Annotated in this window: 16 protein-coding genes; 8 read left to right on the forward strand and 8 right to left on the reverse strand. The window is 30.8% G+C overall.

The window, feature by feature from the left end:
- Positions 1–99 precede the first annotated feature (99 nt).
- The 4 genes from JBL43_RS17680 to JBL43_RS17695 all read left to right on the forward strand — a co-directional run bounded on the left by JBL43_RS17680 (position 100) and on the right by JBL43_RS17695 (position 3,083).
- Positions 100–834, forward strand: coding sequence for a LytR/AlgR family response regulator transcription factor (locus JBL43_RS17680; protein ID WP_198842720.1), 735 nt, complete (start codon positions 100–102; stop codon positions 832–834).
- Between the two features lie 133 nt (positions 835–967).
- Positions 968–1,477, forward strand: coding sequence for a gamma carbonic anhydrase family protein (locus JBL43_RS17685; RefSeq protein ID WP_198842721.1), 510 nt, complete (start codon positions 968–970; stop codon positions 1,475–1,477).
- Positions 1,478–1,491: 14 nt separating this feature from the next.
- On the forward strand, positions 1,492–2,001 hold the full coding sequence (locus JBL43_RS17690; protein ID WP_198842722.1) for a DUF6265 family protein: 510 nt from the start codon (positions 1,492–1,494) through the stop codon (positions 1,999–2,001).
- Positions 2,001–3,083, forward strand: a complete 1,083-nt coding sequence (locus tag JBL43_RS17695) for an esterase-like activity of phytase family protein (protein ID WP_198842723.1) — start codon at positions 2,001–2,003, stop codon at positions 3,081–3,083. The genes JBL43_RS17690 and JBL43_RS17695 overlap by 1 nt, the downstream gene beginning before the upstream one ends.
- Before the next feature lie 305 nt (positions 3,084–3,388).
- On the opposite strand, the gene murI is transcribed toward JBL43_RS17695, so the two are convergent.
- From murI to JBL43_RS17735, 8 genes are all read right to left on the reverse strand, one after another.
- Entirely contained in the window at positions 3,389–4,180 is a 792-nt protein-coding gene (murI, locus tag JBL43_RS17700; RefSeq protein ID WP_198842724.1) for a glutamate racemase, read from the reverse strand.
- Between the two features lie 101 nt (positions 4,181–4,281).
- Positions 4,282–4,791, reverse strand: a complete 510-nt coding sequence (locus JBL43_RS17705) for an OmpH/Skp family outer membrane protein (RefSeq protein ID WP_198842725.1) — start codon at positions 4,789–4,791, stop codon at positions 4,282–4,284.
- A 77-nt stretch (positions 4,792–4,868) separates the two neighbouring features.
- Positions 4,869–5,666, reverse strand: a complete 798-nt coding sequence (locus JBL43_RS17710) for an OmpH/Skp family outer membrane protein (RefSeq protein ID WP_198842726.1) — start codon at positions 5,664–5,666, stop codon at positions 4,869–4,871.
- Between the two features lie 63 nt (positions 5,667–5,729).
- On the reverse strand, positions 5,730–8,330 hold the full coding sequence (bamA, locus tag JBL43_RS17715) for an outer membrane protein assembly factor BamA (protein WP_198842727.1): 2,601 nt from the start codon (positions 8,328–8,330) through the stop codon (positions 5,730–5,732).
- The gene (uppS, locus tag JBL43_RS17720) at positions 8,323–9,075 is read right to left on the reverse strand and encodes an undecaprenyl pyrophosphate synthase (protein ID WP_198842728.1); all 753 of its coding nucleotides are present in this window, start codon (positions 9,073–9,075) and stop codon (positions 8,323–8,325) included. Before uppS ends, bamA begins: the two co-directional genes overlap by 8 nt.
- Positions 9,076–9,081: 6 nt before the next feature.
- A complete protein-coding gene (gene porG / locus JBL43_RS17725) occupies positions 9,082–9,753 on the reverse strand; it encodes a type IX secretion system protein PorG (RefSeq protein WP_198842729.1) in 672 nt (223 codons plus the stop codon).
- Between the two features lie 139 nt (positions 9,754–9,892).
- Positions 9,893–10,777 carry an NAD kinase gene (locus tag JBL43_RS17730; RefSeq protein ID WP_198842730.1) on the reverse strand — a complete coding sequence of 295 codons (885 nt, stop codon included), beginning with the start codon at positions 10,775–10,777 and terminating at the stop codon, positions 9,893–9,895.
- A gap of 15 nt (positions 10,778–10,792) precedes the next feature.
- A complete protein-coding gene (locus JBL43_RS17735) occupies positions 10,793–11,452 on the reverse strand; it encodes a CBS domain-containing protein (protein ID WP_198842731.1) in 660 nt (219 codons plus the stop codon).
- A 146-nt stretch (positions 11,453–11,598) separates the two neighbouring features.
- On the opposite strand from JBL43_RS17735, the gene JBL43_RS17740 reads away from it, so the two are divergent.
- The 4 genes from JBL43_RS17740 (at position 11,599) to tig (ending at position 14,999) form a co-directional block, all read left to right on the forward strand.
- Positions 11,599–12,312, forward strand: a complete 714-nt coding sequence (locus tag JBL43_RS17740) for a pyridoxine 5'-phosphate synthase (protein WP_198842732.1) — start codon at positions 11,599–11,601, stop codon at positions 12,310–12,312.
- A complete protein-coding gene (locus tag JBL43_RS17745; RefSeq protein WP_198842733.1) occupies positions 12,312–13,079 on the forward strand; it encodes an alpha/beta fold hydrolase in 768 nt (255 codons plus the stop codon). The genes JBL43_RS17740 and JBL43_RS17745 overlap by 1 nt, the downstream gene beginning before the upstream one ends.
- A gap of 153 nt (positions 13,080–13,232) precedes the next feature.
- Positions 13,233–13,592 carry a phage holin family protein gene (locus tag JBL43_RS17750; RefSeq protein ID WP_198842734.1) on the forward strand — a complete coding sequence of 120 codons (360 nt, stop codon included), beginning with the start codon at positions 13,233–13,235 and terminating at the stop codon, positions 13,590–13,592.
- An 84-nt stretch (positions 13,593–13,676) separates the two neighbouring features.
- The gene (gene tig, locus JBL43_RS17755; protein WP_198842735.1) at positions 13,677–14,999 is read left to right on the forward strand and encodes a trigger factor; all 1,323 of its coding nucleotides are present in this window, start codon (positions 13,677–13,679) and stop codon (positions 14,997–14,999) included.
- The last annotated feature ends 88 nt before the right edge of the window (positions 15,000–15,087 follow it).

Below are 15,087 nucleotides of genomic sequence, written 5' to 3' on the forward strand. Positions count from 1 at the left end.
TTAGGGGTGTTTTTAGAATCAAATTCGATCAAAGCAATTACACAATTACACAGTTACACAATTAAAAGATTTCACGATTAAACAATTACACGATTACACATGATTTTAAAAACCATAATAGTAGAAGACGAGCAAACCAGTAGAGAAATTTTAAAGAATTATCTCGGTAAATATTGCCCAACAGTTGAGGTTGTTGGCGAAGCAGAAAATATAGATGAAGCGTTGGTGTTAATTCGTAATAATGATTTAGACTTGGTGTTTTTAGATGTAGAAATGCCTTATGGTAGCGGTTTTGATTTACTTGAGAAATTAGGAAACACAACATTTGAAGTTGTTTTTGTAACCGCTTACAATCAATATGCTATTGATGCATTAAACAATCATGCTTCTTACTACTTATTAAAGCCTATTTCCATAGATGAGTTAATTAAAGCTGTTGATTATGTAACCACATTAAGAACGAAAGAAAGTGAATTGCAAAATGTAGGGTTAGTACCGAAAATTAAATTGAATGAAGGTAAAATAACAATACCAACGCAAGACGGATTCGAAGTCTTAGAAATGAAAGACATTATGTATTGCAAGGCAGATGATAACTACACAGAAATCTTTTTAGAGAATAAGCATAAAAAATTAGTAAGTAAAACTCTAAAGTATTTTGAAGATATTTTAAAAGAAAGTGGTTTTGCACGTATTCATAAATCATATTTAGTAAATGTCTCTTATATCATATCTTATAAAAAAGGAAAGGGGGGTACTGTTTCTTTATCTAATGGAAAAGAATTAAGTGTTTCAGCATCTAAAAAAGCAGACTTTTTATCTTATTTTAAGTAGTAAGGTTAGTGCTCTGAAGTTTTTTAAAACCTTAATAATTTTTATAGTTAGCTATCCTATAAATTGATTAATTTTGTAGTATCTGAAGGTGAAAACATTCAGTGTAATCTACAAACTTTTTAATATTAAAATTATGATTATTAGAGAATTAAACGGGAAAAAGCCACAATTTGGTGATGATTGTTTTATTGCCGAAAATGCAGTAATTGTGGGTGATGTGCAAATGGGAGATCAATGTAGTATCTGGTATAATGCAGTATTACGTGGTGATGTGCATTTTATTAAATTAGGTAATAAGGTAAATGTTCAAGATGGAGCAGTGGTACATTGTACCTATCAAAAATGTCCAACTACAATTGGTAATAATGTATCTATAGGTCATAACGCACTAGTTCATGGTTGTACAATACATGATAATGTTTTAATAGGCATGGGTAGTATTGTTATGGATGATTGTATTATTGAAAGTAATTCAATTATTGCAGCTGGTGCAGTAGTAACCAAAGGCACAACAGTAGAGTCGGGTAGTATTTACGCAGGTACGCCAGCTAAAAAAATTAAGGATATCTCTCAAGAACTAATCTCAGGAGAAATTGATAGAATTGCCAATAATTATGTTAAATATTCAAGTTGGTATAAATAATAAAAATCTATAATTTGCGAAAAATAATTATTCTTTTTGGTTTTGTTTTTATAGTTTTTTCTTGTGATAAGAATCAGAAAAAAACAGAGAATTTATCCAATATTTCTGAAAGTAAATACAATAAAATAGAAAGTCTAAAATGGTTGGTTGGTAATTGGGATAATATAATTCCTGAACAACAATCTTATGAGAGATGGAAAGTTAAAAATGACAGCACCTTAACTGCTTATAGTTATACAATTGTTTTAAAGGATACCGTTTTTCAAGAAAACATGCGTATTCAGCAAATTTCAAATCAATTGATGCTTACAGTAAGTGTTCCAAATCAAAATGAAGAACAGCCAGTTGAATTTAAGCTGATACCCGAAAGTAATAATGAATTTACGTTTGTTAATGAACAACATGATTTTCCAAGTAAAATAACCTACACCAATCCTGTAAAAGATTCAATACACGCGTGGGTAGAAGGGCAAATTGATAGTACTTATAAGAAGATTGATTTTTATTTTAAAAGAAGTAATTAATGCAAAAAACTCTTATTTTAATAGCACTATTATTAATCTCTATCAGTTGTAAGACTGTTAAATCGACAACGCAAAAGCATATTCAACTTAAGTTTCTAGATGAATATATTGTGCCCAAGAACATTTCAATAGACGGTAATTTAGTGGGTGGCTTATCGGGTATAGATTATGCAAATGGCAACTATTACTTAATTTGTGACGACGCTTCTAATCCCAGATATTACAAAGCGAACATTAGCATAGATAATTTAAAAATTGATACTATTGCGTTTACAGAAGTAGTTACCTTTAGCGACAGTACGCAATACTTGGATGTAGAATCTATACGGTTTGATAAAAAATCGAATGGAGTGGTAATAACAAGTGAGGGTAGTATTAATCTAAAAAAAGATCCCTCTTTTTTTAGTGTTGATTCTAAAGGTTCAATTAATCATTTTTTTGAAATACCGGACTATTTTAAAGCAACAAGTAAACAGCAACCTAGAAATAATGGTACGTTGGAAGGTGTAGCAATTAGTTATGACCAGAAAGGGTATTGGATTGCGATGGAATTGCCATTGGAATCGGATGGGCCTGAGCCTAAAGTTTTAGAAACTAAATCGCCAGTTAGAATAACATATATAGATGCGAATACAAAAAAACCAACAAGGCAGTTTGCCTATTTGTTGGACAAAATAGCTAAAGAGCCGAAAGGAAACTTTGCTGTAAATGGTGTAACCGATCTGATTGAGTATACTAAAAATCAATTCATTATTATTGAACGTAGTTATTCGTCGGGATTGGGAACGCAGGGTAATACGATAAGAATTTATACTGTTAATGCCTCAAAAGCCAGTAACACAATTGCTATGGAGTCTTTAATTAATTCAGAGGTAGTTTTAGCTAATAAAAAGCTTTTGTTCGATTTTGAAAGTGTAAGAAGTCAGTTAACAGATACAAGTATAGATAATATTGAAGGGCTCACAATTGGTCCAACACTGGCTAATGGAAATCAAACTTTGATTTTAGTAGCGGATAACAACTTTAACAAGTTAGGTGCTCAATTAAATCAATTTATTTTATTGGAAATTTTAAAGGAGTAAAACTATTTTGATGTTTTTAATTAGATTAAATAGAGAATTTGAAAAAAATCTATTTACTATTTAAGTAGATAATAAAAGGAACTACGTAGTTTTAGGTATTTGAACATACAATTTTTTAAATATTTTTATGGAATATAAAAAATATTTGTATCTTAGCAGTCTACTTAGAAAAGGTTTTGCCTTTTCTTTTTTGGGTATTTTCATAAGTGTTTAGCGACAAAAAATAATATCCCAAAATCTTAGACAGCTAAGTTTCTTAGCTGTCTTTTTTTTTATAACTTTTTAATAGTAATTGATAGGTAATTTTAGAAGTTCAAAAAAGCTACAGATGCCGATGTGTCAATGCTGTTAACAATTCTCGCTAACGTTTTAATATCAGCATTGCTAAATACTTTATGACTAGGTTTTGTAGTTGAATTATTTAATATATTATTACGTTCTAAAATGGCTTTGGTTTGTCTGGCAACAGCTTCACCAGAATCAATAATGGTAATCTTATTTCCAACTATTTTTTTAATTTGAGGTATCAAAAAAGGGTAGTGACTGCAACCCAATACTAGATAATCTATTTTTTGACGTAACATAGGTTGTAAAAATTTTTGCAACAGATGTTCCATTTCAATACTATTTATTTGATCATTTTCTATTAAAGGTACTAATCCTTCTCCAATAGTTTCAATGACGTTAATGCCCTCTGTAAACTTTTGTGAAGTACTATGGAATAAATCACTACTTAGTGTTCCTTTAGTAGCTAAAATACCAATAGCGTTTGTTTTAGTGTTTAATGCGGCCGGTTTAATAGCCGGTTCAATACCAATAAACGGTACATCATAATTTGATCTAAGATAATCTATGGCATTTGTCGTGGCGGTATTGCATGCAACAACAATAAGCTTGCAATTTTTTTTTAAAAGTAACTCCGTGTTTTTTACGCTTAGACTTATAATTTCTTCTTTTGACCTTTCACCATAAGGAGCATTTTTACTGTCTGCAAGATAAATAGTGTTTTCATTGGGTAAATAGTGAACCATTTCTTTCCAAATAGAAATACCGCCAATGCCAGAATCAAAAACACCAATAGGATTTGTAGAAGTCATATTACAAATATAAGATAATGCATTGCTACCTTTTGTGTATTAAAAATAAAAAATCCCGTTTAGAACGGGATTTTTTATTTTAATCTACTTTAGATAAAATCTTATTTAATACCTAAGTTAGATTTAACATCAGCCATTAAATCAGTACCTTTAAAAACAACTAATCCTTTACCTGGAGTAGAGTCAATAACATAATCAAATCCTTTTGCTGCTGCAACGGCATCAATAGCTTTTTGAGCTCTTTCTGCTATAGGTTTGTATAAATCAAACTCCTTTTTTTGTAATTCTTCACGAGCAGTTTGTTGATACATTTGTAACTTACGTTGTGCATCTTGAACTTCTTGTAATCTTTTTTGATTTTCAGCATCTGTTTGAGTAGGTGCTTCTTTATCATATTTTTGCATTTTTGTTTGTAATGCAGTTGATTGTTCTTTGAAATCAGCATCGTAAGCTTGTACCACTTTTTTAAGCTCTTCTTGCATCTGTTTAGTTTCTGGCATGGCCGCAACTAATTCGTCAGTGTTAATATGTGCTACTTTAGACTGTGCATTCACGGTCATAGCTCCCAAAATTAATACACTTGTTAATAGTAGATTTTTAAATAGTTTCATTTGTTTTTAATTTATTAATTATTGTTTATTGTTGTTCCTTGTATTATTGATTAGTGTCATTAAAGTCAATATCTTTTTTATTGACCCGTTTTCGTTGTGTCTTGTTTTTGCTTTATTGCTGCAGCTCTATCTTCTTTTTGTTTGGCAATAAATTCTAAACGTTTTTTTCGTGCTTCTTCTTTTGCTTTTATAGATTCCTGTCTTTTTTGTGCTTTAGCTTCATTTTGTAATCTAATTTTTTCTCGTAAAGCATCGTTTTTAGTTTTTCTTTCTTCTGCTTTTGTTTTAGCTTTGTCAACAGCAGCTTCTTGGGCTTCTGTTCGTTCTACTTTTTTTTCTGCAATCTCTTTAATTTTACGGCCTTTTACAATTTTATTTAATACTAACTCACTAATGTCATATTGACCATTAGAGTAAAGCATAACCAAATCACTAGACTTGTCAAAAACAATATCATATTTTTTGGCTAAGGCTATTTCTTGTACCGCATTAAATATTTGATCTTGTACAGGTTTCACTAACTGTTGGCGTAAAAAGAACATATCTCCGTTTGGTCCAAAATAAGCAGCTTGTAAATTCTTTAAATCGAGCTCTCTGATTTCAATATCTTCTTCTTTTTCACCAATTAAATCATCAGTTAATAATGCTTTTTCGTTACTTAAATCTGTCTTTAAAGCTTCAACATCACTCTTTATCGCATCTAATTTTTGTTGCCAAGTAATCACTTTTGCCTTTAGTCTAGATTCTGCATCAACATATTCAGGTACATTGTCTAGAATGTATTGCATATCTATGTATGCTATTTTTTGTGGCTTTTGAGCTACCAGTACAGTAGTTACGAATAAAGTTAGTATAAAAATTAATTTACGTATCATGTTACAATGTGTATTTAGAAAAAACCGTGCCAAAGTAAATATATTGCAAATGTACTAATTTAGTTAGAATTGTTGACCAATAATAAAATGTACAGATTGACCTGGTGTAACTAGGTCAGTATCAAATCCTTTAGCGAAATCTATACCAAGTAAACCAAATGCTGGCATATGTATTCTAATACCTGCTCCAGCTGAACGTTTTAAATTAAATGGTGCAAAATTATTAAAATCATCAAATGCTTTACCTCCTTCTAAAAACCCTAATACGTAAATTGAAGCGGTTGGTTTTAAAGTTATGGGATAACGAAGTTCTAATGAAAATTTGTTATAGATAGTACTTCCTAAGTTAGAAGATAAGCTATTATTTTCGTATCCACGCAAACCAACTGTTGTTCTTCCATCAAATTGGCCCGAAGCTAGACCATCTCCACCTAAGTAAAAACGTTCGAAAGGCGAAACACCTAATTCGTTATTATAAGCACCTAAGAAACCAAATTCAACGTTAGACATCAAAACAAGTTCGTGTTGAGGTTTTCCCATTATTTTACTAAACCACTTACCACTAAAATTAAGTTTGTAATATTCTAGTAACTTGAAACGCTCTGCAGAAGTTAAATTTTCATAATCTTTATCTTTACTATCAAACAATGAATATGGAGGTGTTAACTTAGCACCTATACTAAAAGTTGAACCCAAGGTTGGAAATATCGGATTATAACCGGCGGAACTTCTGCTAAAGTTAAGACCTAAAGATAAATTGTTTGAAATACCATTGTTAAATCCAAAAGTACCTAAGAAAAAGTTATCTAGATTAAAACGTTGGTAACTTATAGCAGTTGATAATGTGAAATAATCATCGGGCCATTTTAAACGTTGATTTAATGCTAATGTAGCACCAATAATATTTAATTTTTGGTTTTTATCAACTTTATTTGTTTGGTAATTGTAGCTAAATTGGCTAGAACTATATACCGATAATGATAATGATTTTGGTTTTTTACCTCCAAACCATGGTTCCGTAAATGATAAACTATACGAATTAGAAAAACGACTTGCTTGAGCACGCAATGCAACACTCTGTCCATCTCCTCTCGGAACAGGTTTATATTCACTACCTTTAAAAATATTCTTTATTGAAAAGTTACTAAAAGACAATCCTAAAGTTCCTATAAAAGTACTACCACCAAAACCACCTTGTAATTCTATTTGACTGGCACCTTTTTCAACAACACTATATTCAATATCAACTGTTTTATCAGCATAATTTGGTTGTACATCTGGTACAATACTTTCTGGGTCAATATATGGAAGTTGTCCTACCTCTCTAATCGTACGTATAATATCTTCTCTACTAAATAATTGACCTGGCATGGTACGCATTTCTCTCAATAGCACATAGTCATTGGTTACTTCGTTACCTACAAGTGTTATTTTTCTAATATTTGCAGGTTCATCTTCTCTAATTCTAATCTGAATATCAATGGTGTCATTTTCTACTTTGGTTTCTACAGGGATAACACTAGAAAATAAGTAACCATTATTCAGGTAGAAGTTTGTTATGTCTTGAGAGTCTGGAGATCCGTCTCCCTTTATACGTTCATTCAATAATTTACCATTATAGATGTCTCCTTTTTCTAATCCAATGAATTCTTGTAAGATAGTATCCGAATAAACGGTATTTCCTAAGAATTCAATATTACCAAAATAATATTTTTTACCTTCGTTTACTGTAATATCTAGGTTGATGGTGTTGTCATCATTCCACGAGATAGAATCTTTTAAAATTTGAGCATCACGATATCCTTTTTCTTGATATTTTCCGATTAATTTCTCTAAGTCAGCCTCGTATTCTTCTTCAATATATTTAGAAGGTTTCCAAAAACGATAAAACTTCTTTTCCTTTGTTTTTTTAAGTTGCTTTGCAAGCCACTTATCTTCATGCTTTACGTTACCGCTGAAGCGTAAGTTTTTTATTTTTATTTTATTGCCTTTATCAATAACAATTAATGCTTTTTCGGCATTATTATCAGTAGTATCAACTTTGGTATTGATGTTAACTTTAGTTTTTAAGAAACCCTTATCAATATATTTCTTTTTAATATAGTTTTTAGTAGTAGTTAAAAGGTTTTCGGTAAGCATTGCTCCCTTTTTAAACTCGGTTTCTTTGATAAGTTCTTCTCCTTTATTTTTTTTAACGCCCTCAACTGTAACAGAGCTTATTTTGGTAAGTTCTTGTACCTCAAATTCTAAATAAATAGTTTTATCATCTATTTTTGTGACATACACATCAACATTGCTAAACAATTTTGAGTTCCACAATTTTTTTATCGCTCCAGTTAATTTATCACCAGGAATTTTTATGGGTTGACCGACTCTTAATTCAGAAAAAACGGTAATTGATTGATCAGAAAATTGCTCATTACCCTTGACAGAAATCCCACCAAGTATATAACTGTTTACTTTGCTGAAATTAACATCTTCAATATTTATTTTTTTTACGGGAACTGAATCAGTAGCTTTTATGGCAAGGCTATCAATTGCAGAAGGTGCAATTATGGTGTCTGCAGTTTTTGTAGTTGTTTGGGGGATGTCTTGTGCATTACTTAAAAATGCTGTTAGTGTAAATACTAAGAGTAATAGGTTGACCTTTAGTTTTCTAATCATTATTGTTTTGAATTTGTTCACTAATTTTTCCAAAGCGTCTTTCTCGACATTGATAATCTAAGATTGCTTTAAAAAAATCTTCTTTTCTAAAATCTGGCCATAATACATCAGTAAAGTATAATTCTGCATAGGCAATTTGCCATAATAAAAAATTACTGATGCGTTTTTCACCACTAGTACGTATCAAAAAATCAACGTCGGGCAAAGTAAATGTATATAAATGATTATTTATAATATTTTCATCAATTTCTTCGATCGAAAGCTGCTTATTAACAACTTTTTTAGAAATATTTTTAATAGTATTAACAATTTCTTCTCTCGACCCATAGCTTAATGCCAAATTTAACACCATAGAAGTATTATTTTTGGTCAATTCAATAACTTCAAGTAGTTCTTTTTGAGCTTTTTTTGGCAAATTTTGAGTTTGACCTATCGTCTGAAGTCGGATATTATTTTTTTGAAATGTTTCTAATTCATCTTTTAGCGAACTCACTAAAATTTTCATTAAGGCTTTTACTTCCGTTTTTGGACGGTTCCAATTTTCTGTTGAAAAAGCATATAGGGTAAGAACTTCAATACCGATTTCTGAAGCAGCTTCAACAGTTTGTTTTACAGCTTTAACGCCATTGCGATGCCCAAAAACTCTAAGCATTCCTTTCTGTTTAGCCCAACGACCATTGCCATCCATAATTACAGCAACATGTTTTGGCTTTTTTTCGGTGTTTATTTGTGTTAATTTATCCATTGTATGTTAAAAGGCACCCGTATAGCAACCTGGTCTGCCAAAGGCATAAACTATTGTAATGCCTGTAAAAACATACCAATCATCGCTGTTTGGGTTTCCAAAAGTAAATCTACTATCATCAATTGCATGGTTGTTGCCGTCAATAACATCTTTAAAAGTATATCTAAAAGATGTTTCCAGTGCAATTCCCACATTTTCCATCAACTTCATTTTATAGCCAAGACCAACCGGGAAAACTACTGAGGTTGTTCTTTTTTTATCACCATCAGGTCCAATTGTTGAATAATTTACCGCTCCTACTTGTGCTATTATGTAAGGTGTTTGTGTAAAACCTGTTTTATTAAGACTGTATTTAAAGAAGCTAAATTCTACGCCTAAAGCCGCTTCCAATACTGAATTTCTAAATTGGAGACCTCTGTCTTGCCTCACACTACTTTGTGCTCTACTATCATCATCATGGAGGCGTGTATATATACCCGTAGCTCTAAATGTAATTCTGGGAGTGTAATTAAACTTAGCAACACCTCCAACGGCAATTCTATTGGGTTGAATATAATATTCAGAGCCAATATCACCAACGTAATTACTACCGCCTAAAAAGACTCCAGCTTCGTAAAGTTGTGCTGATGAAATACTTGTAATTAGTACAAAAATAGTAAATAATAGCCTTTTTCTCATTTTCAAAAATGTTTGCAAATATAGTTAAATCTATCAGGTTTAAAAGGATAAAACTTCCTTTTTTGATAAACAGTTTTAATGATAAAATATTGTTGGCAAGACCGTTAAGTTTTCACAAAATACTGTTAATAAAAGATTTTTAGTTGCGTTTGTCTTCTCCCCAAAGCAATTTTTCTCTAAGTGTTTTAAAGAAAGTTTGTTGATCTAATTGTATGGTTTTTAGTGAAAAATCAGCTTTTTTAATGGTAATTACCGAGTTACTATCAATGGTAGTTGTTCGAGAATCTAATGATAATAAAGCTTGTTTTTCCCTTGCAATTATTTTTAATTTGATGTTTGTGTTTTCGGGTATAACCAAAGGTCTTGCATTCAAATTATGAGGGGCAATTGGTGTTAATACCAAACTTTTGGTATTTGGAGTAATTACTGGTCCGCCGCAACTCAAAGAGTAACCTGTAGATCCAGTAGGTGTAGCTACAATTAAACCATCTGCCCAGTAAGAAGTTAAATATTCATCATTTAAATAAGATTCAACCGTAATCATTGAAGTTGTATTTCTTCTACTAACTGCAATTTCGTTTAAGGCAAAGTTAATTTCTGAAAGGTCATCATTTTTTTTATTTGAAGTCACGCTGAGTAACGTTCTTTCATTAATGGTGTACTTTCTGGTAATTAATAAATTAATAGCTTCAGAAATACTGTCTTTTTGTATCGTTGCTAAAAAACCTAATCTACCAATATTAATACCTAAAATTGGAATGTCTAAATCTCTAACATAGGTAACCGCTCTTAAAAAGGTACCATCACCACCAACGGTTAGCATCACTTCAAAAGAATTGTCTAAATCTTTGTAACTACTAAAGGTTTGGTATTCTTTCTCAGGGAAATTATTAACCTTAATAAGGTCATAAAAATTTTCTTCAATAAAAACATCAATATTTTTTGCCGCCAATGTTTTTAATAGAATTTCTATATAACTAATGGCTTCTCCTTTATAATATTGTCCGTAAATACCTACTTTCATGTTTTGGTTTTATGACTAAATGTCTAAATATTTTTGTAAATAATCTGACCTCTCTTTTAATGTATTTAGATACTCATCTACATGAAAACTATTCAATATCGTATAATTATATCGTCTAAAAGATTGAATGGTGTTGTTCAGATCATGATCACTTATTTTAATTGTAATCTCTGCAGTTTCTTTATTAATATTTGAAATAAAAGCACCAAGTAATTTTGCATTGTTAGATTCTACAATTTGAGAAATTTCACTAAAGGAATATTCGCTAACTCCTTTAGAAACGACCATAACGGCACCGCTTTGGTTTAAGAATGGGGTGCTATTAAAGATGTGTAAAATATCAGCTAATTCATAATAACCTAAATACTTTAACTTTTCTGTTACCACAGGAATAATAGTAGCTTCATTTAAGGCAAATATTTTTAGTAACTCAAACCAATTTGTGTTTTTACGAGCAAAAAACGATTGAAATAAATAGCTATATTCAGATATTAATTGATCATCATCTGTAATTGTTTGTACATCATTTTCAGCGATTAACCCCATGAAATTTCCTTGCTCAATAACTGGCAGGTGCGTGAATGTAAGTAGATTAAATAATCCTTTGGCTTTGCTGACCTTGTCAGTCGTCTGCAATGCCCTTACGTCTTTTGATATGTAATCTGATGTTATCATATTATGTTGCAAAATAACTAAAATTAAACTACAAATACACTAATTTTGTTTTTGTAAATTTTATTGAAGGTTAAAGCTTACCTGTATATAATCGAATGAACCCCAAGGTAAGTCCTACATAAAATTGTTTAATCAATAAACGACAAATGACAAAATTAAGTGTAAATATTAATAAAATTGCCACATTAAGAAATTCAAGAGGTGGAGATACTCCAAATTTGGTGAGTGTAGCTGTAGATGTTCAGGAGTTTGGAGCTCAGGGTATTACAATACACCCAAGGCCTGATGAAAGGCATATTAGGTATCAGGATGCATATGATTTAAAACCGACTGTAACTACGGAATATAATATTGAAGGGAATCCTATAAAAAAGTTTATAGATTTAGTATTGGCTATTAAGCCCACTCAAGTAACTTTGGTGCCAGACGGAATTAATGCGATTACCTCAAATGCAGGTTGGGATACTATTAAAAATCAATCATATTTAACCGAAGTAGTTACTGAATTTAAGAGAAATGGTATAAGAACTTCAATTTTTATGGATCCTGACTTGGGTTTAATAGAAGCCGCAGTAAAGACAGGAGCAGAGCGAATAGAGCTTTATACAGAAGCATTTGCAACGGAATATGGATTGGGAAATAAAGAAGCGATAAAGCCATATGTGGCATCTGCGAATTTAGCTACAGAACTAGGTTTAGGAATAAATGCGGGTCATGACTTAAGTTTAGATAATGTTCAATTTTTTGCTAAAAATATACCTAATTTATTGGAAGTGTCAATTGGACATGCCTTAATATCTGAAGCCTTATATTTAGGATTAGAGAATGTGGTAAACTTATATTTACATAAATTAAAATAATGGAAGTATTGTATTCTAAAATTCAAGGTCAAGGAGAACCATTAATTATATTACATGGTCTTTTGGGTATGAGTGATAATTGGAAAACCTTAGCAAATAAGTTTGCAGAACATTATGAAGTTCATTTAATAGATCAGCGTAATCATGGTAGAAGTTTTCATTCAGATAACTTTGACTATGAAGTAATGGTTGAAGATTTGTCAAATTATATTGATTTTCATAAACTTAGTCGAGTAAATTTAATAGGACACTCTATGGGCGGAAAAGTGGCTATGTTATTTGCAGTAACCTATCCCAAAAAAATGAATAAATTGATTGTTGCAGATATTGGTCCCAAGTTTTATCCTCGGCATCACGATTTGATTTTTGAAGGTTTATCGGCGATTGATTTTTCAAAACAAAAAACGAGAGGTGCGGTTGAGGAAGTTTTAAAAAAATACATTTCAGATTGGGGTACGCGTCAATTTTTACTTAAGAATGTGTACTGGAAATCAAAAGAGCAACTTGCATTTAGATTTAATTTGGAAGGGCTAATTGAGAATATTGATGAAATAGGTGCTCCTTTACCTTCTTTATCAGTATTTGAAGGAGATACTTTATTTTTAAAAGGAGAAAATTCAGGTTATATTGCAGATAGTGATATTTCATTAATTACAGCTCATTTTCCAAAAGCAACAGTGAAAACTGTCAAAAAAGCAGGACATTGGTTACATGCAGAGAATCCTAATGATTTTTACAGCTATGTTGTCAGTTTTTTAAACGAATAGTGCTTTGGCATATATGTTGACTGTTTAGTTTGTTCTCGTAAGAGATGTTTGGGTGCACATACATTTGGTTCTATCAGACTCTTTTTTATAAAATTAGATAAGAAATGGAAAACGAATAGTGTATCTATTTATGAATATAAAAAACAAATAAATATGAAATTAGTTTTAAAAATGTTATTGACGGCTATAGCTGTGGTTATTTTAGCAAAAATTTTACCAGGTGTTTATGTAGATTCGTATTCAACGGCTGTAATTGTAGCGATAGTGTTGGGGTTGTTACGTGTTTTTGTAAAACCGTTAATTATACTTTTTACACTACCCTTAACAATATTAACTCTTGGTATTTTTCTATTTGTAATAAATGCAGGTATTATATTATTGGCTGATAAGTTGGTGGATGGTTTTGCAGTATCAGGTTTTTGGTACGCTTTACTATTTAGTTTACTGTTATCCTTTTTTCAATCAATACTTTATTCCTTTTTAAAGGAAGATCAACAAAAACAGATGTCTTAACTTGTTATATAGTAGAAATTTACTAATTTTGCACTCGCTAAAGCGATTTTGCATTATTCCAACATTAAAGAAAAGAAATATAAGATGAATATTACTAAAGAAAATATTGATGATTTAAATGCTGTTGTAAAAATTAATATTACAGAGGAAGATTATCAAAACAAAGTAGCAGAGATTTTACAAGATTATCGTAAAAAAGCAAATATTCCAGGTTTCAGAAAGGGGCACGTGCCAATGAGCTTGGTTAAAAAGCAATATGAAAAGCCTGTTCTTATTGATGAGGTAAATAAATTATTGCAAGAATCTTTAAGTAAATTTTTGGTTGAAGAAAAGTTAGATATTTTAGGAAATCCATTACCTAAGACTCAAGAGGATTTTTCATGGGATGCTGATCAATTCTCTTTTGAATTTGAATTAGGTTTAGCACCTCAGTTTGAAGTGAATTTACAACCTAAAAAAGCAATAATGAGTTATAAAATTGTTGCTGATAAAAAGATGTTGAATGATCAAATAGAGAATATTCAAGAACGTTATGGTAAAATGATTTCTCAAACTGAAATAGCTGAGAATTCAAATATAACAGGTACGTTTGTTAATGAAGAAAAAGAGATTGAGAAAAAGTCAACTTTTAAGTTAGATAAAGTAAAAGGTAAAACCAATAAAAAATTATTTGTTGGTGCAAAAGTAGGTGATGTTATTACGTTAAAAACAAAAGGACTTTTTACTGATGATCATTTGTTGCAAAACCATTTAGGTGTAGCTCATGATGATGCTCATGGATTAGATATTGAAGTTCAATTTACAGTTGAAGAAATTTCGGAAACCGAACCAGCAGATTTGAATCAAGAATTATATGATAAATTATTTGGAGAAGGCGTTGTTAAAGATGAAAAAGAATTCAAAAGTCGTTTAAAAGAAGATGCTGAAAAGCAATTTGAACAACAATCAGATCAGCAATTACTAAATGCAGTAACGGAAGGTTTAATTGAAAGCACAAAATTTGATTTACCTGCAGAATTTTTACAAAAATGGATCGCAGTGGCTGGTGAAAAACAATTAACTGAACAAGAAGCTGAAGAAGAATATACGCGTTCTGAAAAAGGATTACGTTACCAACTTATTGAAGGTAAAATTAGTAAAGAGAATAATTTACAAGTAACTTTTGAAGAATTAAAGGAGTTTGCTAAAGGCTTTATTAAAAGTCAAATGGCACAGTATGGTAATGCAAATCCTGAAGAAAAAGAATTAGATGAAATTGCAGGTAGAATTTTGGGTAATCAAGAGGAAGCAAAACGTTTATCTGAACAATTGATGAGTCAGAAATTATTGACTTTCTATAAAGAGAATGTAAAATTAAAAGCGAAAGAAGTAAGTTTTGATGACTTTGTAAAAGAGGTTTATAAATAAACGCAGTAGCTTGTCTAGTCCTAAATAACCGATACAGATTATTAAAGGATTAAATTTATAACTTAAAGCTTAACGATACTAATATCGT

Source organism: Aureibaculum flavum (assembly GCF_016406085.1).
GTDB lineage: Bacteria > Bacteroidota > Bacteroidia > Flavobacteriales > Flavobacteriaceae > Aureibaculum > Aureibaculum flavum.